At 50.5% G+C, this 23648-nt stretch carries 35 protein-coding genes and 1 pseudogene; 5 read left to right on the forward strand and 31 right to left on the reverse strand.

What is annotated here, in order from left to right:
* Positions 1-4: 4 nt before the first annotated feature.
* From B4923_RS16140 to B4923_RS16150, 3 genes are read right to left on the reverse strand one after another with little or no spacing between them, the layout of a single operon-like run.
* A complete protein-coding gene (locus B4923_RS16140) occupies positions 5-826 on the reverse strand; it encodes a hypothetical protein (RefSeq protein WP_109055396.1) in 822 nt (273 codons plus the stop codon).
* A complete protein-coding gene (locus B4923_RS16145; protein WP_109055397.1) occupies positions 823-1209 on the reverse strand; it encodes a hypothetical protein in 387 nt (128 codons plus the stop codon). Before B4923_RS16145 ends, B4923_RS16140 begins: the two co-directional genes overlap by 4 nt.
* Positions 1209-1943, reverse strand: coding sequence for a hypothetical protein (locus B4923_RS16150; RefSeq protein WP_109055398.1), 735 nt, complete (start codon positions 1941-1943; stop codon positions 1209-1211). The genes B4923_RS16145 and B4923_RS16150 overlap by 1 nt, the downstream gene beginning before the upstream one ends.
* 312 nt (positions 1944-2255) lie before the next feature.
* Between B4923_RS16150 and B4923_RS21345 the strand changes: the two genes are divergently transcribed.
* Positions 2256-3062, forward strand: a complete 807-nt coding sequence (locus tag B4923_RS21345; RefSeq protein WP_109055399.1) for an ORF6N domain-containing protein — start codon at positions 2256-2258, stop codon at positions 3060-3062.
* Between the two features lie 92 nt (positions 3063-3154).
* Here B4923_RS21345 and B4923_RS16160 read toward each other — a convergent pair whose 3' ends face one another.
* Positions 3155-3346 (reverse strand): hypothetical protein, encoded by a 192-nt coding sequence (locus B4923_RS16160; RefSeq protein WP_109055400.1) that lies wholly within the window; start codon positions 3344-3346, stop codon positions 3155-3157.
* Between B4923_RS16160 and B4923_RS16165 the strand changes: the two genes are divergently transcribed.
* Positions 3324-3680, forward strand: coding sequence for a hypothetical protein (locus B4923_RS16165; protein WP_109055401.1), 357 nt, complete (start codon positions 3324-3326; stop codon positions 3678-3680). The genes B4923_RS16160 and B4923_RS16165 overlap by 23 nt on opposite strands.
* Before the next feature lie 86 nt (positions 3681-3766).
* On the opposite strand, the gene B4923_RS16170 is transcribed toward B4923_RS16165, so the two are convergent.
* From B4923_RS16170 to B4923_RS16180, 3 genes are all read right to left on the reverse strand, one after another.
* Positions 3767-4525 (reverse strand): phage antirepressor KilAC domain-containing protein, encoded by a 759-nt coding sequence (locus B4923_RS16170; protein WP_109055402.1) that lies wholly within the window; start codon positions 4523-4525, stop codon positions 3767-3769.
* Positions 4526-4588: 63 nt separating this feature from the next.
* Positions 4589-5401 carry a phage antirepressor N-terminal domain-containing protein gene (locus B4923_RS16175; protein WP_245929627.1) on the reverse strand — a complete coding sequence of 271 codons (813 nt, stop codon included), beginning with the start codon at positions 5399-5401 and terminating at the stop codon, positions 4589-4591.
* 67 nt (positions 5402-5468) lie between these two features.
* A complete protein-coding gene (locus tag B4923_RS16180; protein ID WP_109055404.1) occupies positions 5469-5648 on the reverse strand; it encodes an Arc family DNA-binding protein in 180 nt (59 codons plus the stop codon).
* A 123-nt stretch (positions 5649-5771) separates the two neighbouring features.
* Here B4923_RS16180 and B4923_RS16185 point away from each other — a divergent pair, with 123 nt between their 5' ends.
* The gene (locus B4923_RS16185) at positions 5772-6170 is read left to right on the forward strand and encodes an Arc family DNA-binding protein (protein ID WP_109055447.1); all 399 of its coding nucleotides are present in this window, start codon (positions 5772-5774) and stop codon (positions 6168-6170) included.
* Positions 6171-6357: 187 nt separating this feature from the next.
* Here B4923_RS16185 and B4923_RS16190 read toward each other — a convergent pair whose 3' ends face one another.
* The 20 genes and pseudogenes from B4923_RS16190 to B4923_RS16285 all read right to left on the reverse strand — a co-directional run bounded on the left by B4923_RS16190 (position 6358) and on the right by B4923_RS16285 (position 20716).
* Positions 6358-6753 carry a hypothetical protein gene (locus B4923_RS16190; RefSeq protein ID WP_109055405.1) on the reverse strand — a complete coding sequence of 132 codons (396 nt, stop codon included), beginning with the start codon at positions 6751-6753 and terminating at the stop codon, positions 6358-6360.
* Complete coding sequence (locus B4923_RS16195; RefSeq protein WP_109055406.1) at positions 6743-7600, reverse strand: hypothetical protein; 858 nt, start codon at positions 7598-7600, stop codon at positions 6743-6745. Before B4923_RS16195 ends, B4923_RS16190 begins: the two co-directional genes overlap by 11 nt.
* A gap of 20 nt (positions 7601-7620) precedes the next feature.
* Positions 7621-8025, reverse strand: a complete 405-nt coding sequence (locus B4923_RS16200; RefSeq protein ID WP_109055407.1) for a hypothetical protein — start codon at positions 8023-8025, stop codon at positions 7621-7623.
* A 6-nt stretch (positions 8026-8031) separates the two neighbouring features.
* Positions 8032-9186, reverse strand: a complete 1155-nt coding sequence (locus B4923_RS16205) for a DUF3383 family protein (protein WP_109055408.1) — start codon at positions 9184-9186, stop codon at positions 8032-8034.
* Between the two features lie 8 nt (positions 9187-9194).
* Positions 9195-9719: a phage neck terminator protein gene (locus tag B4923_RS16210; protein ID WP_109055409.1), complete on the reverse strand. Its 525-nt coding sequence runs from the start codon at positions 9717-9719 to the stop codon at positions 9195-9197.
* Positions 9719-10138 (reverse strand): hypothetical protein, encoded by a 420-nt coding sequence (locus tag B4923_RS16215; protein WP_109055410.1) that lies wholly within the window; start codon positions 10136-10138, stop codon positions 9719-9721. The genes B4923_RS16210 and B4923_RS16215 overlap by 1 nt, the downstream gene beginning before the upstream one ends.
* Positions 10139-10140: 2 nt before the next feature.
* On the reverse strand, positions 10141-10728 hold the full coding sequence (locus tag B4923_RS16220; RefSeq protein ID WP_109055411.1) for a hypothetical protein: 588 nt from the start codon (positions 10726-10728) through the stop codon (positions 10141-10143).
* Positions 10725-11147: a DUF4054 domain-containing protein gene (locus B4923_RS16225; protein ID WP_109055412.1), complete on the reverse strand. Its 423-nt coding sequence runs from the start codon at positions 11145-11147 to the stop codon at positions 10725-10727. Before B4923_RS16225 ends, B4923_RS16220 begins: the two co-directional genes overlap by 4 nt.
* A 30-nt stretch (positions 11148-11177) precedes the next feature.
* Positions 11178-11537, reverse strand: coding sequence for a hypothetical protein (locus B4923_RS16230; protein ID WP_109055413.1), 360 nt, complete (start codon positions 11535-11537; stop codon positions 11178-11180).
* Between the two features lies 1 nt (position 11538).
* Positions 11539-12474 (reverse strand): DUF2184 domain-containing protein, encoded by a 936-nt coding sequence (locus B4923_RS16235; RefSeq protein WP_109055414.1) that lies wholly within the window; start codon positions 12472-12474, stop codon positions 11539-11541.
* A gap of 15 nt (positions 12475-12489) precedes the next feature.
* On the reverse strand, positions 12490-13002 hold the full coding sequence (locus tag B4923_RS16240) for a structural cement protein Gp24 (protein ID WP_109055415.1): 513 nt from the start codon (positions 13000-13002) through the stop codon (positions 12490-12492).
* A 2-nt stretch (positions 13003-13004) separates the two neighbouring features.
* Positions 13005-14195, reverse strand: a complete 1191-nt coding sequence (locus B4923_RS16245) for a DUF2213 domain-containing protein (protein WP_109055416.1) — start codon at positions 14193-14195, stop codon at positions 13005-13007.
* Between the two features lie 11 nt (positions 14196-14206).
* Positions 14207-15073: a phage minor head protein gene (locus B4923_RS16250; protein WP_245929629.1), complete on the reverse strand. Its 867-nt coding sequence runs from the start codon at positions 15071-15073 to the stop codon at positions 14207-14209.
* Positions 15006-16403, reverse strand: coding sequence for a DUF1073 domain-containing protein (locus B4923_RS16255; protein ID WP_109055418.1), 1398 nt, complete (start codon positions 16401-16403; stop codon positions 15006-15008). Before B4923_RS16255 ends, B4923_RS16250 begins: the two co-directional genes overlap by 68 nt.
* Positions 16404-16405: 2 nt before the next feature.
* On the reverse strand, positions 16406-18046 hold the full coding sequence (gene terL, locus B4923_RS16260) for a phage terminase large subunit (RefSeq protein WP_109055419.1): 1641 nt from the start codon (positions 18044-18046) through the stop codon (positions 16406-16408).
* Positions 18047-18054: 8 nt separating this feature from the next.
* Positions 18055-19133: pseudogene (locus B4923_RS16265) on the reverse strand (terminase small subunit).
* 280 nt (positions 19134-19413) lie between these two features.
* Positions 19414-19683, reverse strand: a complete 270-nt coding sequence (lysC, locus tag B4923_RS21350; RefSeq protein WP_109055420.1) for an Rz1-like lysis system protein LysC — start codon at positions 19681-19683, stop codon at positions 19414-19416.
* Positions 19571-19963: a DUF2570 domain-containing protein gene (locus B4923_RS16275; protein WP_170116071.1), complete on the reverse strand. Its 393-nt coding sequence runs from the start codon at positions 19961-19963 to the stop codon at positions 19571-19573. The genes lysC and B4923_RS16275 overlap by 113 nt, the downstream gene beginning before the upstream one ends.
* Positions 19960-20394 (reverse strand): lysozyme, encoded by a 435-nt coding sequence (locus tag B4923_RS16280; RefSeq protein WP_109055422.1) that lies wholly within the window; start codon positions 20392-20394, stop codon positions 19960-19962. Before B4923_RS16280 ends, B4923_RS16275 begins: the two co-directional genes overlap by 4 nt.
* Complete coding sequence (locus B4923_RS16285) at positions 20378-20716, reverse strand: phage holin, lambda family (protein WP_245929631.1); 339 nt, start codon at positions 20714-20716, stop codon at positions 20378-20380. Before B4923_RS16285 ends, B4923_RS16280 begins: the two co-directional genes overlap by 17 nt.
* A gap of 119 nt (positions 20717-20835) precedes the next feature.
* Between B4923_RS16285 and B4923_RS16290 the strand changes: the two genes are divergently transcribed.
* The gene (locus B4923_RS16290) at positions 20836-21294 is read left to right on the forward strand and encodes an AcrIF11 family anti-CRISPR ADP-ribosyltransferase (RefSeq protein ID WP_109055423.1); all 459 of its coding nucleotides are present in this window, start codon (positions 20836-20838) and stop codon (positions 21292-21294) included.
* A gap of 3 nt (positions 21295-21297) precedes the next feature.
* Complete coding sequence (locus tag B4923_RS20930; protein ID WP_170116072.1) at positions 21298-21465, forward strand: hypothetical protein; 168 nt, start codon at positions 21298-21300, stop codon at positions 21463-21465.
* Positions 21466-21565: 100 nt separating this feature from the next.
* On the opposite strand, the gene B4923_RS16295 is transcribed toward B4923_RS20930, so the two are convergent.
* The 4 genes from B4923_RS16295 to B4923_RS16310 all read right to left on the reverse strand — a co-directional run bounded on the left by B4923_RS16295 (position 21566) and on the right by B4923_RS16310 (position 23622).
* A complete protein-coding gene (locus B4923_RS16295; protein WP_109055424.1) occupies positions 21566-22177 on the reverse strand; it encodes a hypothetical protein in 612 nt (203 codons plus the stop codon).
* On the reverse strand, positions 22174-22800 hold the full coding sequence (locus B4923_RS16300) for a recombination protein NinG (protein WP_109055425.1): 627 nt from the start codon (positions 22798-22800) through the stop codon (positions 22174-22176). Before B4923_RS16300 ends, B4923_RS16295 begins: the two co-directional genes overlap by 4 nt.
* A complete protein-coding gene (locus tag B4923_RS16305; protein WP_109055426.1) occupies positions 22793-23242 on the reverse strand; it encodes a recombination protein NinB in 450 nt (149 codons plus the stop codon). Before B4923_RS16305 ends, B4923_RS16300 begins: the two co-directional genes overlap by 8 nt.
* A gap of 137 nt (positions 23243-23379) precedes the next feature.
* Entirely contained in the window at positions 23380-23622 is a 243-nt protein-coding gene (locus B4923_RS16310; RefSeq protein WP_109055427.1) for a hypothetical protein, read from the reverse strand.
* Positions 23623-23648: the final 26 nt, after the last annotated feature.

Below are 23648 nucleotides of genomic sequence, written 5' to 3' on the forward strand. Positions count from 1 at the left end.
ATGATTATTTTATGGTTGGTATTATCTCTTTATAATTATTTCTATCGCTCTCATAGAATGACATTAATTTACTGCTCAGAGTTCCTTTCTCAAATCCAGGCTTTCTTCTTTCAACACTTATATCATACAAAACTTTATAGCATTCTTCTGATTTGTTCTTGCATGCTTTGTTTATTTTCTCTTTGTATTGGTTGTAGATGAAAACCATTTCAGCGCCAGAATAATATCTTATCTGCCCATCATTTCTTTTAATATCATTCTTTATTGAATAAAGAAGATTATTATAAACTTCCTTTACGTGATCTTCCGTAAATGAACAGTTATTCATTACAAGTAGATTATTTTTATCATCATGAGAAACAACCGTACACCTAAATTTAACCTTGTCACCCGATGACATTTTCATCATTCTTTCATCTGGCTTGTTAAATACTGCCACTACCAGCCCATTATCCCTATCGACATAGTGCCCAATTGTGGCTGCAATTTTATCATCGAGCGTATATATTCTAGATAGCCTACCTTCAATGTTAATCCTTTTCCCTTTATACTTTTCTGCCGCTAGTTGATTACTTACGTACAGATCATAAAAAAAACCAGAAATAACTCTTTCATAAACTGAGTTATATTCTGTCCACCACAATTCGGTAAAACCTGTTATTGATGATATATTCTCATCAATGTATATTTCCGCATAGTTATAAAACATATTAACATCATCAGGTATTACTGTTATTTTGTTTTTGTTATCAGCACTTACCACGCCAGAAACAAATAATAAAACAAAAGCTAGTATCCTCACATCCTTGCCCTCATAATATTTCACTCATTGTTAAATATTTCTGATACAGATCTTACCTCTAGCACGGTTTCTTGCGCGGTAGATAAGGGGACATTAACGCTGATGTAATAATCAGCAACAACCCTATTGCGTTTCGCCGCTTTCAGCTTTATGGCTAATTTCTGCAACCTTACCGGGTCAAGACCTTCGACTTCTGCCGCATCATGCATCAGATAATGCGTCAATCTTTCATGGACGCCGCCACGAACAGTTTTGTGATCGTATTTCGGAACCTTGTTATTCACCAGGTTCATGGCGAAATGGTACATGCCATAGTAAGCCCGGCTGGTCGCCGTTCTGATAGATATCTCATCCTCGGACAGCAGTAAGGACTCCGCGATTTTGATGAAGTCGTTGTGGTTAACCATTATTCGTCAACCTCCGCTTCGAAGAGCGCTACGCTGTCCACTCTTCCCAGCCCAGCATCAATAATTCTGTCTGCCAGCTTATCGTTGAGATAAAACAGGTAGTTAGGATCATCGGTTTTTACCCTGAACCCATACGCAAGATATCCGTACATATCCTCAGTTACCATACTGCTTGATGTCGGAATCTTCTCCTCCTCGGCAATATCCATCACCAAGCCAGCTAGCTTCTCTATATACGCCATATCATCAGGGTATCTTTCCGCCAAAGAAATGATATATTCGGCGTCTTTATTATTCAGCTCTATTCTCATTTCTTTAACCTTATCGATGGAAACATTAATTAGGTCTAATTTGCACCACATTACAGAATAAGAAACCAACTCTGACAATAACCAGCCATCAGAATAATCGGGAACCCTACTGATAACTGAAAACTCTTTATTATAAAGAAATAGCGCCTGAAGAAGTCTTAAATAATTAGACCAGTTAACACTTTCATGGGGATTTATTGATATGGCCTTTTCGCATAACGTAATGCCGTGTTCCACTTCGCCACTAATAATTCTCGCCAGCCCTTCAACATGCAGCGCCTGATCATCATTGGGCAGTTTTTTTGCTTCCCGGATGATTCGTTTCAATGTGAACTCATCTATCAGGTTGTTCCCAGCATTGATTGACGGGAACAACTCTGCAAGCAGTTCGTTTGTTTTGGGCTGCGGTATAGGTGCTGACATAACGGCTGTAGGTTGGTCGATGGATTTTCCTCATCCTATCACCAGTTGACGCCCCGATCACTATCCGCTATCTTCTTTCACACGAGGCGTCGAAACCTCCACAAACACGGTCAGAACCAACCCCGATAGTGTTGGATTTTTTATGCCTGTCATTCAGTGAACGCGCAGCGCGGTCACACCCCGATCAGAGTCGGGAGGGCGACGAATACAACACCCGCAAGGGAAATAAGTCCGCGGCTTTGTTTGTGCCGTTTCGAACCTCCCGGCACCACTCCGATAGTGGTAATTCGAAAAAAACAAACAGAGGTCATTATGACTACCCAACTCTCCGTAGAAAGCTTGTCCGTCATCGCTCACGCTGGCGTTCCCGTAATCACTACGAAATTGCTCGCTGAACTGTATGGGACGAAGGCGATCCTCATCAGCAACAATTTCGGCAGAAACAAAGATCGTTTTGTTGCAGGGAAACACTACTTCAAGCTCGAAGGTGAAAACCTCGAATCCTTGAGAACATCTTTAAGATGTTCTCGAACTCCGATCCACAAGAACGTGCGATTCCTCATGCTCTGGACAGAACGCGGCGCAGCTCGTCACGCCAAAATGCTGGAAACCGATCAGGCGTGGGACGTTTTCGAGAAATTAGAGGACTGCTATTTCAGTCAGCGTGAAAAACGAGCGGAAGAACCTGTTCGCAAAACCAAGCAATCCACGGCAAAACAACTTACCCCGCTGCGCCAGACTGTCGAGCGCCTAATCACCTCCGGCGTCGGTAATATCTACCCTGATATCTGGAAGCTGGTTCATAAGCGTTTTGATGTCGAAAACATCCAGCAATTGCCGCCAGACCAGATCAGTGAGGCCATCGACTACCTCAACGCACTGGAAGGTGAATATATCCAGCGCGGGCAGCAGACAACGAAAACCGCCGTGGCTCCTGTGGGTTCCCGCCGCGTGTTGCTGTACCTCGACGCTAACGGATCTGTGACAGGTTCACTCCCCATCGCACCAGATGAACTGGTGGCAAGCTGGAACACATTCGCCGAACTCGCACGGCGCGAGGGCTGGATTGTCGCCAGACGAGAGGACTTCGCAGCTAAGTTGCAGAACCTGCTGATTTAGCCAAAGGCGCAAGGACGCGCTCGCCCCCTCAATAAACAGAACTGTAGGAAGATTATCGGCCTCACTCGCTCAACCTTTACGCTGTTATTTTGTCAGGATTTCGTGTTGTCGGGATCGGTGGTATCACTATCTATCGTACCGGAGCGGATCATCACTTTTTCAAACTCCAGCGTTACATCGTAGTTGATTGCGAGGAGAAGTGCGCCGTGAAGTAACTGGATAGCCATCCCCAACTTTTTCTGATAGGGAGAGTCAATTTTTATGCCGAAATTCGATATTTTCATAAAGTTACCTCGTGACATTAGTGATCAGTTGCTGCCTATCATTACAGCCAACATATCGGCAGAGGATATAAAAATCAGTCGCCGGGTTTTCAATCGCGACTCTATTAGCACAGGCTCTGTGGTACTTGATGTAACCGTGGCAGTCGTCTCATCATCTTCCGCCTGCCTTGCCATCGCTAACATTATTACAACGTGGATTAAGGCAAAAAACTCAAAGAGCATCAAACTAAAACATGGTTCGATCTCGATAGAGGCGACAGGGCTCACGAAAGATGAGGTGTCCGAGATTATTCAAAAATACGGGAGCGTAGAACTGGAACAGGATGAAGAATAGCGTATCTGTTGCCGCACCGATAATTACATCTGCAACGAAGAAACCCGCAGTTAAGCGGGTTGGTTAACGCAATTTTGCGCGGACTGTTACATCGTAGCGCCAAGCATCTTAGATACCCTGGCAATCCCTTTTGCCGTGATAAGCGCCTGTTCGACAATCTTCTCACTACCATCCGAACGGGAAACGGTCGTCACTTTATGTTCCAGATAACCGGACTGGATCTTGTCCTGATATCCCAGCCACGCCTTACCGCCAGCACGTCGGTAAATCCAGTGTTGCTCCGACAGGGTTTTGAACAGAAACTTCGGCTGTACCTGCAAATGCTTCGCGGCAGCGGTGATGCACATGCTGCCATCGGCTTTCGCTATACGCTCCAGCGCCTCGACATCTGGCCGCATCTCATCCACCTGGTGTTCAAGCCCAATCACTTTCTCAGAGTAGGTCAGCAAAAGTCCGCGCATCGTCGCCGGATCATTGAGTGCTTGCATCGGGTCAACGGCCGGCGCTAACTTCCCAGTGCGGTAGTCGATGAACGTCTGGTTCACCCGCAACCGGAACGCCGGGGAGATCCATCCGGCATACTCGACGGCCAGCAGTTCGTGGGCAAAAGTGCCGCCACTACGGCCTTCCACCGAAACTATGCAGATCTGCACAGTTTCTTTCTCCAGCTCCGTAATCAGAGATTGTGCCGATTGGGTGCGCAACCACTGAGCGGGCGCTTTGTTGGCTCCGAGTCCGCTCGCCCGATGAAGCGCATTCAGGTTAAACCGCCCTTCTGCATCCGTGGTAATTTCCACGCCAGCGATGACAGGAGGGGATTTCTTTGTTACAGTTGATTTAGTCATTAAGTGGTCCTTATGACAATTTTGCGATGCCAGCGGCTGCAACCGCTGGCGTTTTTATTTGCACTACTGCAAATTCTTTATTGCTCCGGCCATCATTTCGAACAGTTCATCCTTGCGGGCAACAATCCAGCCGTTACGCCGGGCCAACTCCGCGAAATCGTTCAGTGTCAGCACAATCTGGTCTTCGCGCAGCGGCAGCGTGTTAGCCACTGTTCCGTTAGGATGCAGGTATAGCAGCACACGGTTGCTTTCGGCTGGAACCGACCACGCCGCCGGCGCCCTGTTTTGTTCTGTGGGCCGCGGCAGAAGCTCGCCATCCAGCGCCAGCTTGTGGACATACTCGATAGCCTGCGGCAGCAGTTCCGGTGCCAGTTCGTCGATATGGCCCACATTAAAACGCTGGTGGACGTAGCTGTACGCCTCTGGATACATAATCCCTTTCTTGCCCACCAAAAGATTTACGGCATCACGTAATGGCGTGCGTTCATCGGTATTGGTTTTGCGCGGATTGGTTACTTGACCCTTTGTCCAGTATTCGTAGAGAACGTCATCGCATTCATTCTGATAACGGATAACGCGATCGCGGATCTCGGCTTTAACTTTATTCGGGCTGATAGTGTTCAGCCATGCGGCCAATTTACGCAGAGCCAAGCAAATCATCTTTTGAATGCCGCCGGCAGTGGGTATAGAGATTTCCTCTATACCTTTGGAAAATCGTTGTTTCAGCTTCGTATACTGCCCCATCCAATCCATTCCCATACCTTCAACGATCGGCTTCATTGGCGTGTATGGTTCCCCGCAATGATTAACGACGAAAAGATCTGTTCCATAAAACGGTACATTGATGGCACATGGTACTGTTGCTATACTGTTCATGTTGGTTTTCCCGCAAAGGTTTACTGACAAATAGGAGCCCTGACTATCGCAAGTAGTCGGGGCTTTCTCATTTTTGGTTCGCATTAGCACGCTGCCCCTTGATGCGATTCATTCTTTCCGTAAGAAGCTTCACCAATTCCCCATTCAGTGAACGAGCATTAAATTCAGCCTCAGATTCAAAAAATTCCCTCACATCAGCAGGCATACGTAATGGATACGGCGTTGGTCGAACTAACTTTTGACTCATAAGGACTCACTGTTTTATTCGCAAAGGTAATGTTTCTAAGCAAGAATGGATCAGATGGACTCACTTGTCAAGCGGGCGACACCTGATAAACTTCTACAAGATGAGTCTTATGGAGTCATATTGATGTCAAGAATAACGCCGTATCCATTACGTATGCCTGCTGAAATGAGAGAGAAACTAGAAAGCGAGGCAAAAGAATCCGGCAGAAGCCTCCAGCAAGAAGTAATGAAAAGGTTAGAGGTTTCTCTAGCTCTTGATGAGATTACAGAGGTAGCAGTGGACTACCTGCCAACCTTAGTTGAAGACCTTCAAGCTGGGGTGGAAAAAGTAAAGTCGTTGAAATCAGAGAACGAAGAACTAAATAAAAAGTTAAAAAACCTGCAATCAGAAATATCAGCTTCGTTTTCTATATCAGGGACAGATCGTTCAAACCTGGCTTTAATGAAGCTAAAGAAGGCATACGCTCACATCTCATCAGGATTGGATGAGATAAAAAATCTCATACCGGAAGACAATAAATAGCCCAGTTAGCTGGGCTACCCTTTCGCTTTCTCTCTGGCCTTTTCCGCGCTTTCGATCGCTGCCTCAATTACGGCGTGCATGGCCTGAACATCATCAATGGTGTACGTGCCATCGAGCATGTCAGACCATTTCGCCAGTGGCGGGCATGCATCACCCGCCCCCAGGCACGGACGCCAGAGAAACCAGTCTATTCCGCTGTCGTTTCGCTCGCCGTCGCGCTTGCGCCGTTTTCGCTCCCTGCGCTGAGCGTCCAGAAAGGGCCGATATTCTCCTTGAGCACACGCCCCAGCAGCAGAAGATAGTTTTGGATCTGGTCTTGAAACAGGTTTTCGGCCACCGGGATGCTGTCAGCCTCACGTACAATCTTGCCGTTCTTGATGCACAGTTCTTTTAGTCGATTGAGCGACAAAGCATCAGCGCTGGCCAGGGCCACGGCAAGCCCCATGTCAGACGAACCTTTGCCCAGCGCCGGTAAAATACCGTTTTTAGTGACAATCTGTAGCATTTCCAGTTGGTCTTTTGCCGATGGCGTAGCACCGCTGTATGTCACGCTGTCGATTTCTACTTCAATTTTACGTCCCATTAGGTTTCTCCTGTTTGTATGCGAGCGCAGCCCACTGGAAAGGCTCAGTTAAGATCATTAGATTACGTTTCATGAGGTTGAGGCATTCAGGAATAACCTGAATATTGCTCGCGCAATGCAGCCCGCATGCTTTCTTTGCTTGAAGCGGGATCATGTGATCGACTTGCCACTTTATCCCTGTATCCGCCTCGCGCTCTTTTATCAGGGCGTAGGCTTCTTGAATTACAAACGCATCCCATTCACCAAACCATACAGGAACGGCATTGCGCTTCACCGCTCTGCGTCGGGACTGGTATTCTCTGACGCGCTCACGATTTCTTTCTCGCCAAGCTGCGGCGGTGATACGGCACTCGTCGGGCTTATCTGCGCTTCTTCGCCGGGACGCCGCTTTGATTACCTCCTTATTTCTCTGGTAGTAGGATCTAGCAACTACTCGCCGCGAATATTTATTGGCGTGATAGTAGGCTTTTGACTTTTCACGAACGGCGGCGGCGTTTTTCTCGTAGCATTTTCGCTGACAATCTCTGGCCTTCTGCCCGTTTTCTTCCCTGTATTTCTTCGACTTCGCTTTTATGTGTCCGCTGTTAGCCTGATAGTAATCAGCCCTTTTCTGACGGATAGATTCCTCATTGCGTTCCGCCCACTCTTTTTTGTAGGCAAGGACGTGATCCTTGTTTTTCTCGTAGTGGCCTTTGGATCGCTCCAGATCAGCCTGAGCACAGGTTGAACATGTGCACTGGTAATTGCTAACCCTGCGAGGAGCAATCCCACCCCATTTGCACGGCTTACCTGTAAAGTAAAAGGCCATCCCTTTCGAGATGGCCTCATTTCTTGATATCAGGTTCACACGCAATCACCTTATTTTTATTAGGTCTCTTCACTATTGGCAAATTCGAATACCAGGCTCTCATCACTCACGCTGGTTTTGCCGCCGCGCGTCATAGAACCACGGTTCGTTAAAATGCCATCAAACCCCATAACGGTTTCCGCTGTGCCGGTTTGGAAAAATGTGAATGTGGCATCCACGCCAGTTTTTTCCACCGCCAGAATCTGTCGCACCTGGTCGGAGCCGGGAATCAGGTTGATGGTGAGGCGTTTCGGGCGTGTCTGGCTATCCAGTCGAACGGAGGTTTTGCCGATGCCTCGTTTCAGTGTCGCGCGCGGCTCCAGGTCTTCGATCGTGATCGGCGGGTCGGTATCGCCGAAATCGTCAATCGGAATGCCAAACACCGTCAGGTTGGCGCCATCGGCGCCATACCGTTTCATTGTCATAGTGTGTTACTCCACAGTGATATTGATTTCCGCTACATGACCGGCACGCGCCAGAATGACAAGAACAGAGGTCGGCGGATAAGTACGCTCTTTGCGCTGACTTGATGTTAAGTCGAGTACATCTTCGGGCGCAGAGCGCAGAACAAATCCGAACTGCGCTGTTTTCGTTTCGCCATCGTCAGAATCGACATATGAGCCAGTACCCAGCACACCGTTGTCATAGAACCGCTTGCAGGTAGCCGAGATAGCGGACAATAGCCCGGCATAATCCCTCGGCGTCAGCGCACGTTTTGATCCGGCGTTGGCGATGTAGTTATAGCCATCCACCTGGATGTGGTTTTTCAGCACATCCAGATTGACCACATCATCGATAAACTCGCCGTAGGACGACATGGATTTGCTGTTGATTACCCGGCTGTTGTCGATCGAACCGGCCAGTTCGATCTGAGTGAAAAATACGGCATTCTTGGCTTTCAGCGCGTTATAGGCGCTGGTGGTGAGGTCGTCACCGCTGACACCTGGTAGTACCTGATATTCACCCGTGATAGCAGTATTGATACCCGTAGGCCGGAATTTGTGGAATGCCGCCGCCAACTGCACCATGGCGTATGCCTGCGACGCGTCAGCGGTAACGGACGCCGCTGATTTGTATCCGGCAAACACATGGCGGTTGCCTTTGGCTTTCAGTGTGGAAATCACATCGGTCGTATCGTTCTGGTCGATAATCGCGTCAGCGTTGAACGTGAACCAGAGTGGATGCGATGTAGCATCCGACCAGTCGGATAAATCAGGCAGAATTGCCGTCGTCACATCGGCGTTTTTGAAAAAATAGTGATAGCGCCATAGTCGATCGTTCGCGCTGTTGATGATTTCCAGCAGCGTATCGGTCGCGTTTTTCATCCATACCGTAATAGTCGGCGGCTTCGGGATGTTGGCAAAATAGCGGGTAGCGATGCGGTAAATGTCGCTGTCGCTGTCGAAATCCGCTGCGACCTCGGTTACTGAACCATAATCGCGGTAGGTGTCGGCGGCAAACGTCACGTCCTGCGCCAAATCGGCAGCATCAGCGAAAACGATCGCGCTGGAAAAATCTGCATACCCCAGCCCCGCCGGCGTCAGCAGCAGGTTAACCGGGATGATGTAATCAACTGGATAAGCCATCGGGATATTTACCCCTCGTTGGTTAATTGAATATCGAACCCTGCGGCACGCAGTAGCTCGTATGAAACGGTATGCTCAATGAAAAGATGGATATCAGCCTGCCAGCGCGGCTGGATACCTGCCTGCATAATTCCGGTAAGGTTCCGGCATGTGCTGACGTGGCGCCAGGCTATTTCGTTGCGGTAAAGAAATTCACTGACGGGCTGGCGGAAATTGGCGTTATGCAGTCGCATGATTGCCGTATCTGCGCCCTCGTTGAGGATATTTACAGAGAGCATGAACTCCATCGACGTGGCGACGTTTTCACGCAAGTCCTGCCATTGCCCCAGCGCTGGATCGGCTTCTTCCGTTGCTGGGATTAACTCGCGCCGCCGTTGCGACCAGCCATAGGCGCGGATGGGGAGCGGTTTGTAGGTGGCATATAGGCCGGTTGGCGCATCGCGGCCCTGATCGGCCAGAATTACCGTCTCCACGCCGGAGGCTAGCGTCACCAACTCCTGAAACGTCGTGTTCAGTTCGTCGATGCTTTCCATTAGCCCGCCCCCCGGTAACGCTCAACCACGGCACGACAGAAGTTTCGCCACGGTCGGTTATCGCACGACATCACCCGCCACTGACGCATCGCCTGCCCGTCGCTGAACTCCAGCAGGTCAGCGAATTTGCCGTTATCGTCCGGGTAGAGGTAATTCACACCATCGTTGATATGTACCACGCGCGCATCCTGCGGGTTTGCCGTCCCACCCATACCGATCAACATCTGCATGTCTTCCCATTTCGCTGGCTGCACGTTGACGCGAAGCAGTTCCACGGTTTCACCCTCGCTCTGCTCCCAACGTCCGCCTGGGCCGGTATAGCCGCCCGCTCCCGCACGTATCAGCCGTATACCGCCGGCAATAGGAGAATTGAACGTTGAATCGATATGACCGTGCATATCCAAACCGTTACCGAACATCGTTAATCCTCCACGACGTGCGTGATAGCGCCTTTGAGAGTGCCATGATTGACTAACGGTGTAGCCGATCCTTTTTGTCGAATTGTTGACGGCGCGTTGGCAGGCTCAATCCCTGCCTCAATCGCTTCCTTGCAATAACCTGCCGCCCGCGCACCGATCTGATCCAGCATTTGAAAGGCGGTGATTTCTCCGCGGGTTACCGCGCCGGTAAGCGACCGAAAAGCTTTTTTGATGTTGTCCTGATTCTGTCGGAGCGGGACGCGAAGAAATGATCGCTCTGGAATATTGATGGTGTGCGGGCCAGTGACGCCCAGTTGCATAAGTCCGGCGCCGTCTTTCATAAACCGCACCTTTCCGGCTACCGCGTCTTTCTCGTTTCGATAACCGTAACTGGTGCCACCTGGATGTTGAATGGTGCCGCCAAATTCGTTCACGGCACCAATAACGACCAACGGCGTACCATCGTCGCTGTTACCGGAACCAGCGGGCAACCCGACCAATACGCGGCGTTTAGCCACAACTCTATCCTGAATCTGCCTGAGCTTCTGCGCGATTTTATTACCGCCATGTACCTCCGCATTGAGTTTCATATCATCACCCCCCCGGTTCCAGCCCGGCGACGTAGGCGCATAAATTCCACGCCATATGCCGTAAGTGGCAGGTCGCCATTTATGGTTAGGTCATCCATCGTTACCGAAGGCACCGCGAATGAAGTGGATTCGTCTCCCACAGACTTACCAGAGATCGCATAAGCCGCCCCGACGTCACCACCAGCGGAGCGCTGACGCATTATCAGGCGATGGGCTGCAAACGCGAACATACCGCGCTTTTTGATACTCACCACTCTGCCATCCGGGTACACGCCCCAGCGCTTTCCGGTTTCCGCATCACCTTCTTCCAGAGCGATAACTACCCCTGAATCCGGCCACGTTGCTTCGTCGCTGAATTCGGGGTAATAGTCCCGGAAATCGGACACGATTTGCGCCGTAATTTCCATCGTTACCCCCATAAAGCAAAAAACCCATCGCAGTGACGGGGTTTATTCGATTTCGGTAGCGTTGCCGCCGGGATCCGACTGTTGCGCCAGGGCTTCGTCAATGGCTTTTTGCAACGTTTCCGCCTTGGCCGCCGATGGCGCCTTTTTACCCAGCAGTTGTTCGTATTGCTCGCGCAGTTTGGTGATGTCCGTTTCTTTTTCGTCTTCCTTTTCCGACTGCTGCGCCAGGGCTTCGTCAATCTCATCATGCTCAGCACGAATCAGACCGGACTTAACGAACAGGTGATTACGAAAGTCACCTTGCACCAGCGCAGAATGGCCACGCTGGATGGTAATACGCAGCCCCGTAGCGGCATCGGTAACCGTTACTGGTGCCGTGTGGATATTGAATAATTCAGCCATTTTATACCCCATCAACATAGTGGCCAGCTTTCGGGATTCTCCATTCCGTCCCGCCAGTTCGCAGGATTGCCGGAACTCTGAAATTCACGTTATCAGCCGTAGCCGGAGCCAGGAACCGCAGCGGCATAACGTCGTGACCCTTAACGATGCGGACTTCTTTTTTGTACACCGCCATGCGATCAGCGCCAGCGACACCCGCGCCTTTCAGCAAGATGTCATCCTCAAACGTAACATCAGGGAAGTTGGTGCGCAGGAACTGCAACAGCGTAACGTTGGATGCGTTCTGCGCAGACAACAGCGTACGAGCCAGCAACTGGAACTGCGCTGGCGGCAGCACAAACGTATTGGGGCGATGAACGGTCAGCGTATTATCCAGATAAACGGTGTTATACGCGTTACCGAAGAAATCAATGATCGGTTGCGTACCGTTCGTCGGAATAGCCGCTACCAACGCCGTAAGGTTTGATGTCGCCGCCTCTACCGAAACATTCGGGCTGGCATAAAGTCCCTCACCAACGCCCTTGTCGCCCAGCAGGTAGATTTTATTCAATCCCTGCTCAACGACATCACGCACCGCCTGTCCACGCTCTGCGTCAAGATTGACGTTGTTCAGCATGGCGTATCCAATTTCCTCAATCGAATACGTGTAACCCAGCGCCGCCGTAGTGATATCTTTGAAGCCTTGCGACATCGCAATGTCGACGGTTGGCACATCGGTGGAGTTAGGCCCAAATAATTGCAACTCACCACGGGCATCGATGGAACGGAACATTACCGCTTGCGCCCAATCCGGCGCGCTGTTATCCAGCGGCAGCAATGTGCCATATTTAAACTGCGGGTATTCGATACGGTAAATTTCCGACTCGATATGCGCAGCCTGATTAACTAAAAACGACAGCGCGGAAACCGGGCTGACGTCAAATACGCTCTTTGGCATGTCAATTTTCCTTTCTTATGCGCTTACGTTCAGAATGCCGTCAACGCGGATTTCACCGACCTCGCCAGCAACCACATCATCAACCCACTTGACCTGATTGAGTGCTAACAGCCCATCACCAGTACCCACCGTTAGGCGCCCCTGATTCTCACCAGCCGTTAAAATGACACTGACTGCATCGCCTGCACTGGCCCCATCCACACATAGCGCGAACATTGGCCCGCGACGTAGCACTGACGCCACGGCATCAACCGCATAGCCAGTTGCATAATTAGCGGGATTGGTTGGCACTGACGGACTGGATGTCGCCATCGAACGAACAGAGAATCCGATAATTTCACTGGCGGTAGTTGCGGCAGTCACAGGCGCACAGCTACGCTTCTCCGTACCACGGATCACCGCGCGGCCAAACTGAACCAGCGAGGTTTCCACTTTTCGGGACACAACTTCAACAACGTCAGTCGTCGAAACTTGCCCCTCATACGCCTTACCGCGATAAAGCGAAAAATCATCTTGAGCAATTGCCATTATTATTTGCCCTCCTGCGTACCGTAACGTTTATCAAGCCACGACCGACGAACGCTATCGCGCGTTGCCTGACCGCCACCTGTTTTGGCGCGCTTCATGTCGTGAGTGAAGCCGTTCAGAGAATCATTTGAGCTTTTATTCTCTTCACCTTCTTCATCCTCGTTTTCTTTGCGCTCCTCTTCTGCATCGAAATACGCCGTAACATACGCATCGGGGGCCTTATCCCACGAATCATACTTACGGCACTTAATGCCCGCCGAATCCAGCGCGGCGCGTTTGATTTTCAACGGATCGAGGGAGTCGCAAGAGAACTTCTCACCAGCGATTTTCGCGGCTGAATCACGAACAGACACCACCTCGGCGATCAACTTGGAAATCGAGTCTTCGGAGGTTTTTTCCTTTAACTTTTCGATCTCTTCGTCTTTCGCGTCAGATTTGGCTTTTTCCTTCTCCAGTTCCTCTTCCGTCTGGTCTTTTGCGGCCTCGGCCTTTTCCTTTTCTTCTTCGGCATCCTTTACGCGCCTTTTCAGGCTATCGAAACTGGCCTGAATTAGTTGAGCGGTGGCTTCTTCAGCAACCGTTGCGTGTACGCCGGAGTCCAGCACAACTTTAAATGGCATGGGTTTTACTCCCGTTGGTTTGTTGTCGAACAGACGCGCTTTGTGTCCGGCGCGGGCCTGGTCACATAACGCAATGTGATTAATGGTGATGTCACGTTGGACGTATTCATATGGCGTCCCGTCCGGCGCTATACCTGGCGTGTCGTCATATTCAGAGGTGTAGCCGGCGGATAACTCAACTTTGCCTTTGTCGATCTCATCAATGGCCTGTTGGTCTTTAATCAGCAAATCGACAACGACATAGCCTTCATCATCCGGACGTCCGGGCGATGTCGCATGTCCGGCTGTCACCTCCTTGAACGTGGTTGAATCAACCAGGTCATCAGGATGATCAATAGTGACGTCCATATTGTCGTAACTCGCCAGACTACCCGGTTTAAAAACCTCCTCAGGCGGTCGGTAGACATTGACTATTTGACCGAGTGGCCTGTCCGTTAATCCCAATTCGGATGCCAGATATTGCTGGATACCGGCGCGAGCAACCCGCCCGGGGACTTTTAAATAGCCCTCAGGAGTGATTTCACGTTGAGACGGGATGGGATAGGACACGCGGTCACGAACAGTGATCCGCATAGTTTTTCCTGTTAGTAGTCGAGCCCTTTGATTTGGGCGATAGCATGGCAACGGCAACCGATGTGTGCCCTGCCAGGGAATAATCCGGTTTGGCCTTTGTAGATCGCCCCCTTTGACCAGAGGTAGACACCCGTTCCGAGTCCAGTGTCCATTCGAGAAATGGCGAAACACGAAACCTTGGCGTACGGATATTTCCCAGCGGGATTACCCGATACACGCACATCCTGAGACGTTGACCAGCGAAACCGATCAATACCGGCGTTCTGCTGGCGGGCGCTGGTGATGTCGCTTTGGATTTTCGCTGTTTGGTCCCTCGCTATCAGATGCGCGCGGTTATAGGTTGTGCCGGTAACATGCTGGAGGTTACGAACTATCGTAGTGAGCGAATCGCCGCGCAGGATACCGTCATACACCTGCATCTGGATGTCTTCAAAATAATCCGATGACAGCGATTTAATCAGCGCGACATTGCTCTCTATTGACGCATCGACATAATCAACCAGGTTTTCATTGACCATTAGTGCGGTCATGTCGATACCAATAGCCCGGTTAATCTGCTCAACAAACGCCTCGGTACTATCGGACTCAGCACGACTTACAACGCGTTGGGAAAGCCGCTCCGCCTGACGTTGAAAGACCTGACCCTGAAAATTTTCCGCCGCCTGTCGTATAGCTTCTTTCAGTATGTCAGTTAGGTAACTGTCTGCCGTATAATTCCTTCGTAATACCGGAACCAACGCCTCATCAACCGCCTGCGCCATTTGCCGGATGATTTCACGTAACTGAGCACGATAAAATCTTTCAGCATCATCATTCGGCTTGATTGGTTGGATCGGCGCTTTCCGGCGTACTGGCGTTTTCGCCAGTAGCGTTTGCAAGCTCTCCAATCCTGAATTGGTAATCACCGTCCCGCTCTGCCTTTTCGTCAGTTTCGAGCCCGGTAATATCAGATTCGTCGATACCATAAACGCCTTGCTCCATCAGTTTTCGCGCTACCTGAGAGGGGCGAACAACACGCTGTTGCAGGCGTATTTCGTCCGCCTGGGCGTCCGCAAGCCGCTGTGCCGATAGCTCGGTATCTGTTGGCTGCGCCAGCGGCGCAAACTCAAAATCTAATCCGTCGGGCATGGCGCCCAGCGTCGAACGGATCAGCACCTCATCAATGCGTTTCAGGAATGGCCGATACTGCGACTCCTGCCCGCCGCGGATAGTGTTGTAGTAGTTGTTCATATCGCCCTGTCCTGAGTCGCCCAACCCCTTCGCCTGGACACCAAACAGGCGCGTCATGGGAATACCCGCCGCGCCAGACGTCCACTCCATCAACGCGTTGAGTATTTCTCCTAAGCCACCAAACGATAGCTGTTTGCGATCCAGCACTTCTTTTGAGTCCAGCAATGCCAGGCGATACAGTGATTTCATCATGCCGAAAATGTTGTACCGCTTAGCTATGGCATCATCCATATCCCCAGAGGATAGATCGCTTGCTAAATTCTCCCGATTGATAACATCGATGTTGGCCTCCTGTATCAACGAGGCTATGCCAGATTTTGCCGAAACAGCGTCTTTAATATCCTCCATGCAACGACGCAGCCGGCTATCGTCCCACCCGGAGTTAATCATGCGCCAGCGCATCGGCAGTGGAGCACCTGGCGCCGCAACAAAGTGACTGTAATGAATTTGCTGGGTTCCGCCGTTTACCACGTAGTAATCCGGCATCATGTAATTCACTGCCAACGGATCCGTAACGTTGAATGCCTGTCCGTTGATGAACATGCGATCCAGCACAAGTAGACGCTTCAGCGAACCTTTTTTTATTTTCCCCACATCCAGAGGCTGATCGAACGGCTGATCAGTAATCATCAGCACACCTGCACCGCCATATACCCCAGCCCATTTAAATGCCTCTTGCGTCACGGATTGAACGTTATAAATCTTCTCAGCTTCGCGAATGGCCGTGGCATCATCGGAGGAAAACTCGCGCCACTCTCGCGTTGCGTCGTCAACCGGGTAATCAATAATCGCTCGCGCTATCCAGTTTTCGACGTAGGCCGCTTCCAACTCTGTGAAATCCTGCATCACGCCGAACATGAACCGATTGAACATGCGGCGATCGCGACCGGTTCCCATTCCCGTCATGACATTAGCCAGGCCGTCGGTGGTTACGCGCAGGCCGTCGGCAGTTGCGCGAACGCGTAGTTTTTCGGTCATCGTTAAACCCATCCCCACCCGGCACCAACACCGGAGATCAATTCGATATCAATCGCATCCATGAACGTATCCAGGATGTCATCATTTTTGTGGCTATCATCTGCTGAGAAATCAGCGCATTCGGCCAGTGCCGGCATAACCCAATCAGTTTTCGCCGCTACTGTGCCGTCTTCGTAATAAACCTGGTCGATTCGCTGTCCGTCGTCGGTCATCAGCGCGGGAATGAATACCTTCCCGGTTTTCATTTGAGGAACAACATTGAGGCAACGGATCAGTTTGTTCTGTCCGGCGCCACGGGGAATTTCCAGCACAGGGATGCTCTTACGTTTTTTCAGCGTAGTGATCAACCCCTGCCCGGCTTGTTTGTCCTCAATGCCCGCGTGACGTAACGGGGCGGGCCTCCTACGGTTAAATGGCTTCCATTTTTCCCATAGTTCGATCGCTTTGCTCAGCAAATCTTCCGGATCCCACTTCCCGCGAACGCTATCAATGATGTAGAGATTGCCGTCCACGCCAACGCCCACCAGCGTAAACACGGTGTAATCGTTGTAATCCTCTACTTTGCCCGAGTTTGTATCCACATAGACAGAGCGGTGAGTGAGTTGCGGCAAGTGCGTATAACGATTAAACCAGTCGGTATCGATCAGGCCGCCGGTCAGCGCGCGTGGCCGCTGCATGTACTGCGACAAAAACGTGTATTCGTCACGCTCCCACAGCCGCAGCAGATCGCCAACATACTCGTTGACGGGCCAGTAAGACCAGTATCGGACGCCGCCGACAACCACGCTTTCCGTGTCTTTAACGCTGAACCAGCACAACGAGCGCCACGGCTCCGGCAGCGAATCGACGTATTCCTCGCTGACCAGCGCCGGGATGGTGACGTGGTGGAAATCTATCCCCATGCCGCCCGCCAGCATGAAACCGGTGGCATCGTCCGTGTGCAGGCGCTGCTGGATGCTGACGAACGGCGTCGGGTGCTCTTTTGATTTATCGCCACGGCGGGAACGAACGGTGTTCACCAAAATGCGGTTGGCGGTTTCACGTTTCGTTGCGGAGAACATGTCATCAGGTTTGTTGTAGTCATCAAGACAAACAAACCCGGAAAAATCGGGACCGGGATAACCACCACGACCACCCGTAATCTGCCCGCCACTAGAACGGGAGACCGTCTCACCAACAGCGCGACCGCGAACGTTAACAATTTGCCACTCTTCCGCTTGGTTAACGCCAAATTTGCACGGCCACAGCGACTGATATTCAGCACTGGCGATAATATCTCGCGTACGCCGGCTGTTACGCTTTACTAACGAGTCGGCAAAGGAAATATTCAGATTGCGGAAACGGCGCAGCTTTCCTGTCTGCACCAGCATGTTGATATAGGCCGCCGCATGAATCGATACGAACTCAGTTTTTGTCCCGCCCGGGGGCACATTGATAATTAGGTTGCGCGGTTGCAGTCGCCCGAACACCAGATCATCAATTTTGCTGGCCATCATTTTGTGATGCCAGTTCACCAATAGTCGATCGCCTTGCAGCATTTCAAACCACAAACGTGTGAAATTCAGAAAAGATTTTTCAGACTTGGATTTGATGGCCACCCGAGCCGGGAAGTCTAATTCTTCCCATTCAAGCAAGTCAGCCATGATAATCCTCAGTCTAAATCAGGTAGGTTTTTCTCCAGCGTATCCTGCGCCTTTGCGTAATCTTCAGGTGTGTAATTCACCTGGTTGATCGGACCACCATCAGCACCGGTTAGCTCTGTTCGGTTTTCAGCATGCCCAAGTGTTGAGCAACCATTTTCAACGCGTCATCTTGATTACGGGTGATGACCTCTAAGCCAAATTTACCCTCTTTCACGCCAGCATAAAGCCGCCGCGCCGCGCCGCGTAAATCTCGCGTGTCGTGGAAATAGGAACGACTCACCCCCAAACCATTACAGCGAGGACATTCTGGATTCGGATCGAGTTGAGCGTCAAAGCCGTAGCCGCCGTTATCCAGCGGTTCGCGTTTTTTGCTTTCTAATGCTTTCAACCTGGCTTCTTCGAACTCAACCGCATCCTGCCACTGATACTGGAAACCAAATCCCCAGCAGTGGCGGCAGCACAGGCGGCGCAGTTCGGTAATCTGGTTCGCGTCAGCGGTGGCGATCTCCCACCACATTTTCAATACGTCGTCTTGAGTGATTTGGGTGCGGCGTTCTCTGGCTTCGAGTGCGTCACGAATGGCGCGCGCAACCTTTAAATTCCTATAAAGAATCGAAGCAGCGGCATAGGCCTGTTGCCCTTCACATTTATACCCAGCGCGCTTATAGGCTGCGACTCTGTTCAAGTCCTTCAGGTACTCATTCACGAAACGAGCCTGCATATCGTTAAGCCCGTATTCATCGGGTTTTAACGTCCATTCGTTATTGGTGTTTTCAATTACCTGACGAGTGGAATCAATTTGATTTTCAATTTGAGGAATTTGATTTTTTTGCTTGGTACGCAGGTTTACACTTGCCGCTTTTTGCGTACCACTTTTGCGTACTTGCGCACCTTTTTGCGTACCACTTTTGCGTACTTGCGCACCTTTTTGCGCACCGCCTTTTTTATTGCGTACCCAGCCCAGCTTTGCAGCCCTTTTGCGTATAGCTCCCTCGCTTATGCCGTACTGCGCTTCTATCTTGCGGAGGGACAACACTCCGGCACAGTAGGCCGTTTCGATGGCCCCCCAGTCCTGTGTATTGGGCATATCATCCTCGCTTTGATAAAACCATTACGCTATTCACTCGGAAATGAATAATGTGGTGGCAACAAAAAACCGCCTCAGTGGGCGGCTTGTGTATAGACACTTCTGTCATTCATCATTCTGGTCAATGGGAACAAGTTTTTTAATATCATTCTGTTCGAGAATTGCCATTCACCACTGCCAACCTATGCTGATATGCGACAGCAGCCAGAGAACCGCCTCTATCACCCCCCACCCCGCAACGGCGCATACGATACCGAGGAGAATAAATGCTGTGTTATAGTCACCGTTGTACACTTTCTTTCCCCTGTCGGTTTGATTCTATTTGACGTATTGCGGCTTTATCAGCGTTGCACTGCTCGATTACCGCCAACAGCCGTTCATTCAGTTCCACGCTGTCCCCGTAGCTCATGATTGCGGGGATTTCTGGAATTACGCAGTCAATCAGAAGTTCTGCTGGTATCGGCACTACTGGCGCCGGAACGTATTCTGTCCGCGTGTTCCCGCAGCCGGTTAACAACATCGCCAGGAACAGGTCGAGCGGCACAATCATCAGCAGAAAGCGCTTGCCGGATGTAAACGATGCGCTCCGTCGATTTTTGCTCGATTTGCTGTTTTGCATCTGCATTGGCCTGGGTGATTGTGTTGATAATACGTAGTGAGGTTATTACGTTCGCCGTTATCGTTTCTGCTCGTTGCTCGTTTGCGGCAGATGCAGCACTATCACGATTTGACACGTCAGCATTCCACCGCAAACCGGTGATGTACCAGCCGATACCAATACCAACCACCAGCGCCAGAGCGGTTATTTTCCAACTCGGGATGATGTTCATGACAGAAATAAATCCCGTTCTGCGGCCCGCCGCCGCGTCAGCCCGGGCAAAATTCTTCCTCCCGCGCGGTTCCATTTCAGGAATTCGTCGGCGGCTCCGGCTGTATCGCCAGCGTTAAGTTTTTTCAGCAGTGTAGATTTAACGAAATTTCCCGCCCCAAGATTGAATATGAATGAGCAAAGAGCGTCGAATTGTCCCTGCGTCAGTGCCGTTTTTACATTCGTATCGATATTCAGATAAACCGATGCCAAATCATCACGCAGAAATTGTTCTGCCTGAGGCTGAGTAATAACATCACCCGGCTGAACACCCAGCGTGTGTCCGTAACCAATCGTCCACGGTTTACCGCCGGTTCCCGGGTCAGGGTATGCTGTCAGCTTGCAGCCTTCAAAACGCTTGATAAGAGAAATCCCGTTAGCGCTGATTTTCATCATCACCCCCTACGCGCCGACTGATTGCACGAATCGCTATACTGCGCAGCTTCTCTACGCCAATAAATCCAACCATTCCGCCCACAAATGGCGACATGCTCACAGGTAGCCCTACGACATCGAGCGCACTGGAAATACATAAAGAAAGAGCGCCGCACAGGACGCCCTCTATCCATTTATTCTTCCGCTCCGCACCGTCATAAATCAGTCGGGCATATGCAATTAGAGCCGCAAGAATTGCCCCGGATATCTGCGGCCATGAGTTTTTCAGTCCGTTTAGTATGTCGGCCCAGAATCCGGGATCTTTGTCATTCATCTTCATAGCCTCACCTCCCCTATGGGGTTGGCGCTGTGTGTGATTTAAAAGGTGAAAATAAGTGTTGACACATAACCGATAATCGGTTATATTCAATTCATCGAAACGAGATTGAGGGATTCAAAATGAAACTTTTCCACGGCTCATACAGCAACATCGCCCCGGTAATCAAAATTGGCGCATCTGCAATGTCGGGAGACAACGTTTTTGATGGAATTTTTGCCAGTGCTGATGCCGATATTTCTGAGTCTCACGGTAATTTTGTTTACGCGTATAACGTAGAAAACGTTGCTGATAGCTCAGATCTGAATAATCGAATCGATGAAGTGATCGAATTCCTGCGCAGCGAAATTGACGCCGATGCCGACGTTCTCGAAAACATCGCTAACGCTATCGCTGATGATGAATGTGATGACGAATACGCCGAGTTTCTGTCACCGCGCTCCGCAACTGAAGATGCGGGCTGGGAAATGCAACGCCTGCGCGGTCGTGCTGCCGCTCATCTTGGTTTCGATGCTGTCGAGATGGACGACGAGCACGGAACTAGCTATCTCATCGTTAACCCTGCGATCATCGCGGAGTGAGTCATGCCGCTAATCGAATACATTAAACTGCATTTTGGCGGCAATCAGGCCGCTTTCGCTCGGCATATGGGCGTCAGACCACAAAAAGTTCAAGATTGGCTTAATGCCGAGTGGATAGTCGTTGACGGCAAACTCTGTTCCGTTCGCCGCGAGATTCCACCCATCAAATGAAAAAACCCGCACTGATGGCGGGTTTCTGAAATTCTGTCGCTTCTTGATACGGCTTCGCGCAAGCGTACTACAATTATGCAATTTAAAAACTTGTTTGCAACTATTTTTTGCTACTTTCTGCATTTTCCCTGCATAACTCGTCAAATAGAGTGAAATAGACAGCAGAATTGAACAGTTCCATGCACCAGCGAACCCGATCAATACACTGTTTTTCTGTCAGAAACGGGGCATGCTTATAGTTAAGCCAGCGAGCCATATCAGCAATAGATTTATTCCAGGTGTAGTAATCACGGCCAATCTCATAGACCGGACTGTCTTTGCTAAATGACTGGAGAACTATTCGTTCCATGAATGCCGCTTCCTCTTCGTCACCAGCATTACCAATCAGATCCCCCAGCGTTTTTTTAGGCCAAAGAATTTTTTTAGCCATAATGAGCAACGTATCTCCCTGATACCCGATTTCACGTAGACCAACTAATACAGTCGTTATTTTTTCCTGCTGCTCACAACTCCAGCCAGTCATTAATTGCGACCACATGCTGCCGCCAGAAAGATGCTCTGTACCGCTACCACCATAAAATGATCCCCAGTGATTCAGGAGCGACCGAACCCAGCGGTTCTGTGGTGGCGTCAGTCGCTGGTATTTTCCCAGATACGAACGGCGCGGAGCGCATGCCAACGTTTGCCATGATTTATCCTGAACGGTTCTCAAGCTGCCTCCAGATTACGGGCGTGGCGCCTCTCAAACACACGGGCCTTGCGGGTAAAAATGGATTTGATGCGTTTGAAATATTCGATATCGAATTTTCGTGGGGTGTTGTTGCAATTCAGGGCTTCAACCTTATCGGGACCGATGCGAACAATCAGTCCCTGTTCAAAGGCTTTTTGTGCTCCGGCTTTGTCACGATTACACCGGACACATTGCGCCGCCGTATTGTGCAGATTGAACGCCAGCCACGGCCGGGCGCCGCGCGTATGATAATGTCCGCAGTCCATTGTCCCGCCGAATTTCGGCGCCGGCAGAGCACCGCAACTGATGCAGGGCTTTCCTGCGTCTCGCAGGCGTACGTAGCGGTTAAACGCTGCCTGAGCTTCTCGCCTCCAGTCGTTGCGGGTTTTCAGTGCCAGCTTGCGCGCCCTGATCTGCTTGCGGTTTTCTTTCGCCTCGTCCTGTCGTTTCTGTTTTGCCTGCTGCTGCGCACGCTGTCGGGCCTTCTCCGTCTGAACTTTTCCATACGCGGCCGCACACTCGTATGAACAGACGATCTGACCGTCACGAGCGGGGTGAAACCACTGTCCGCATGCTCTGCATTTCCGCCGGGGTAATTTAGCCATGTTGTTCACCCCATCGTTTCGCCCACTCTATTTCCAGCTTGGATTTTTCGCTGAATTTCACATTCTGCTGAGTGCCGAACCAGTAAATCGCTTCGATAACCTCCACCATCTGGCGAACACTCATTTTGCTGGTGCGCTGACCAAACATTACAACCCCGCCATCCAGGCCAGGGGCCATGCGTTGCTCTTGCTTTTTGGACTTCGCCACCATCGCAGTAATCAGGTCTTTCCAATCGGCGGTGTCGTATTTGTTACCGAACCAAACTACCTGGTCAGAAAGATCTTTCAGGAGCGGCCACATCTTCCGGTTTTGTTCCGCCGTGCGTCCTGGCTCTTTAATGTCCACTATCAGAGGGCGTTTTTGATCAACAGGCAGTTGGCGAATAAAATTAATGGCGTTTTGCTTGACGCTTTCACTTGCGAGGTGGAATTGCTGTTTCATGCGCCACCCCGCAGGATAAGCGCTGAATACGAGAAATTGCTGGCGTCGTTAAACGTCAGTCGATGGGGATTTTCGGTGTAAATATGCGCCATTGATTTCCCTCCAGTGGCGCAGCAGGTGTCAGGTGTTCAGGCTGACTAAGAAAGTTTATCAGGGGAGCAAACGCGATATCCAGCTTTTTCCAGCATCTGTGTGAATAGTGTCGGAGTACCAATAATTTCATCATGTTGCAGCGGCATGAATGACACAACATCATTGTTTCTGTACATTAGCGCACGGTCGCAAACGGGGAAGCTCGTTAACTTGGCGACTATAATACGGTCACAGCAGCGAATAACTGCATATCCTACCGGTGGTAATTCCTCTTGTAATTTTTCCACTTCTTATCCCCTTACAATCTACTGTA

It is taken from the genome of Brenneria roseae subsp. americana, assembly GCF_003115815.1.
Taxonomy (GTDB): domain Bacteria; phylum Pseudomonadota; class Gammaproteobacteria; order Enterobacterales; family Enterobacteriaceae; genus Brenneria; species Brenneria roseae.

What these genes read in the sequence shown, in the direction of transcription:
- B4923_RS21345 (WP_109055399.1), top strand. Translation starts at nt 2,256, where the DNA reads ATGACTACCCAACTCTCCGTAGAAAGCTTGTCCGTCATCGCTCACGCT.
- B4923_RS16240 (WP_109055415.1), bottom strand. Translation starts at nt 13,002, where the DNA reads ATGGCAATTGCTCAAGATGATTTTTCGCTTTATCGCGGTAAGGCGTAT.
- B4923_RS16215 (WP_109055410.1), bottom strand. Translation starts at nt 10,138, where the DNA reads ATGTTCGGTAACGGTTTGGATATGCACGGTCATATCGATTCAACGTTC.
- B4923_RS16230 (WP_109055413.1), bottom strand. Translation starts at nt 11,537, where the DNA reads ATGGCTGAATTATTCAATATCCACACGGCACCAGTAACGGTTACCGAT.
- B4923_RS16245 (WP_109055416.1), bottom strand. Translation starts at nt 14,195, where the DNA reads ATGCGGATCACTGTTCGTGACCGCGTGTCCTATCCCATCCCGTCTCAA.
- B4923_RS16290 (WP_109055423.1), top strand. Translation starts at nt 20,836, where the DNA reads ATGAAACTTTTCCACGGCTCATACAGCAACATCGCCCCGGTAATCAAA.
- B4923_RS20930 (WP_170116072.1), top strand. Translation starts at nt 21,298, where the DNA reads ATGCCGCTAATCGAATACATTAAACTGCATTTTGGCGGCAATCAGGCC.
- B4923_RS16220 (WP_109055411.1), bottom strand. Translation starts at nt 10,728, where the DNA reads ATGAAACTCAATGCGGAGGTACATGGCGGTAATAAAATCGCGCAGAAG.
- B4923_RS16180 (WP_109055404.1), bottom strand. Translation starts at nt 5,648, where the DNA reads ATGAGTCAAAAGTTAGTTCGACCAACGCCGTATCCATTACGTATGCCT.
- B4923_RS16235 (WP_109055414.1), bottom strand. Translation starts at nt 12,474, where the DNA reads ATGCCAAAGAGCGTATTTGACGTCAGCCCGGTTTCCGCGCTGTCGTTT.
- B4923_RS16225 (WP_109055412.1), bottom strand. Translation starts at nt 11,147, where the DNA reads ATGGGGGTAACGATGGAAATTACGGCGCAAATCGTGTCCGATTTCCGG.
- B4923_RS16275 (WP_170116071.1), bottom strand. Translation starts at nt 19,963, where the DNA reads ATGAACATCATCCCGAGTTGGAAAATAACCGCTCTGGCGCTGGTGGTT.
- B4923_RS16280 (WP_109055422.1), bottom strand. Translation starts at nt 20,394, where the DNA reads ATGAAAATCAGCGCTAACGGGATTTCTCTTATCAAGCGTTTTGAAGGC.
- B4923_RS16150 (WP_109055398.1), bottom strand. Translation starts at nt 1,943, where the DNA reads ATGTCAGCACCTATACCGCAGCCCAAAACAAACGAACTGCTTGCAGAG.
- terL (WP_109055419.1), bottom strand. Translation starts at nt 18,046, where the DNA reads ATGGCTGACTTGCTTGAATGGGAAGAATTAGACTTCCCGGCTCGGGTG.
- lysC (WP_109055420.1), bottom strand. Translation starts at nt 19,683, where the DNA reads ATGATTGTGCCGCTCGACCTGTTCCTGGCGATGTTGTTAACCGGCTGC.
- B4923_RS16160 (WP_109055400.1), bottom strand. Translation starts at nt 3,346, where the DNA reads ATGAAAATATCGAATTTCGGCATAAAAATTGACTCTCCCTATCAGAAA.
- B4923_RS16145 (WP_109055397.1), bottom strand. Translation starts at nt 1,209, where the DNA reads ATGGTTAACCACAACGACTTCATCAAAATCGCGGAGTCCTTACTGCTG.
- B4923_RS16210 (WP_109055409.1), bottom strand. Translation starts at nt 9,719, where the DNA reads ATGGAAAGCATCGACGAACTGAACACGACGTTTCAGGAGTTGGTGACG.
- B4923_RS16305 (WP_109055426.1), bottom strand. Translation starts at nt 23,242, where the DNA reads ATGAAACAGCAATTCCACCTCGCAAGTGAAAGCGTCAAGCAAAACGCC.
- B4923_RS16170 (WP_109055402.1), bottom strand. Translation starts at nt 4,525, where the DNA reads ATGACTAAATCAACTGTAACAAAGAAATCCCCTCCTGTCATCGCTGGC.
- B4923_RS16175 (WP_245929627.1), bottom strand. Translation starts at nt 5,401, where the DNA reads ATGAACAGTATAGCAACAGTACCATGTGCCATCAATGTACCGTTTTAT.
- B4923_RS16205 (WP_109055408.1), bottom strand. Translation starts at nt 9,186, where the DNA reads ATGGCTTATCCAGTTGATTACATCATCCCGGTTAACCTGCTGCTGACG.
- B4923_RS16190 (WP_109055405.1), bottom strand. Translation starts at nt 6,753, where the DNA reads ATGGGACGTAAAATTGAAGTAGAAATCGACAGCGTGACATACAGCGGT.
- B4923_RS16185 (WP_109055447.1), top strand. Translation starts at nt 5,772, where the DNA reads ATGTCAAGAATAACGCCGTATCCATTACGTATGCCTGCTGAAATGAGA.
- B4923_RS16200 (WP_109055407.1), bottom strand. Translation starts at nt 8,025, where the DNA reads ATGACAATGAAACGGTATGGCGCCGATGGCGCCAACCTGACGGTGTTT.
- B4923_RS16300 (WP_109055425.1), bottom strand. Translation starts at nt 22,800, where the DNA reads ATGGCTAAATTACCCCGGCGGAAATGCAGAGCATGCGGACAGTGGTTT.
- B4923_RS16285 (WP_245929631.1), bottom strand. Translation starts at nt 20,716, where the DNA reads ATGAAGATGAATGACAAAGATCCCGGATTCTGGGCCGACATACTAAAC.
- B4923_RS16255 (WP_109055418.1), bottom strand. Translation starts at nt 16,403, where the DNA reads ATGACCGAAAAACTACGCGTTCGCGCAACTGCCGACGGCCTGCGCGTA.
- B4923_RS16165 (WP_109055401.1), top strand. Translation starts at nt 3,324, where the DNA reads ATGCCGAAATTCGATATTTTCATAAAGTTACCTCGTGACATTAGTGAT.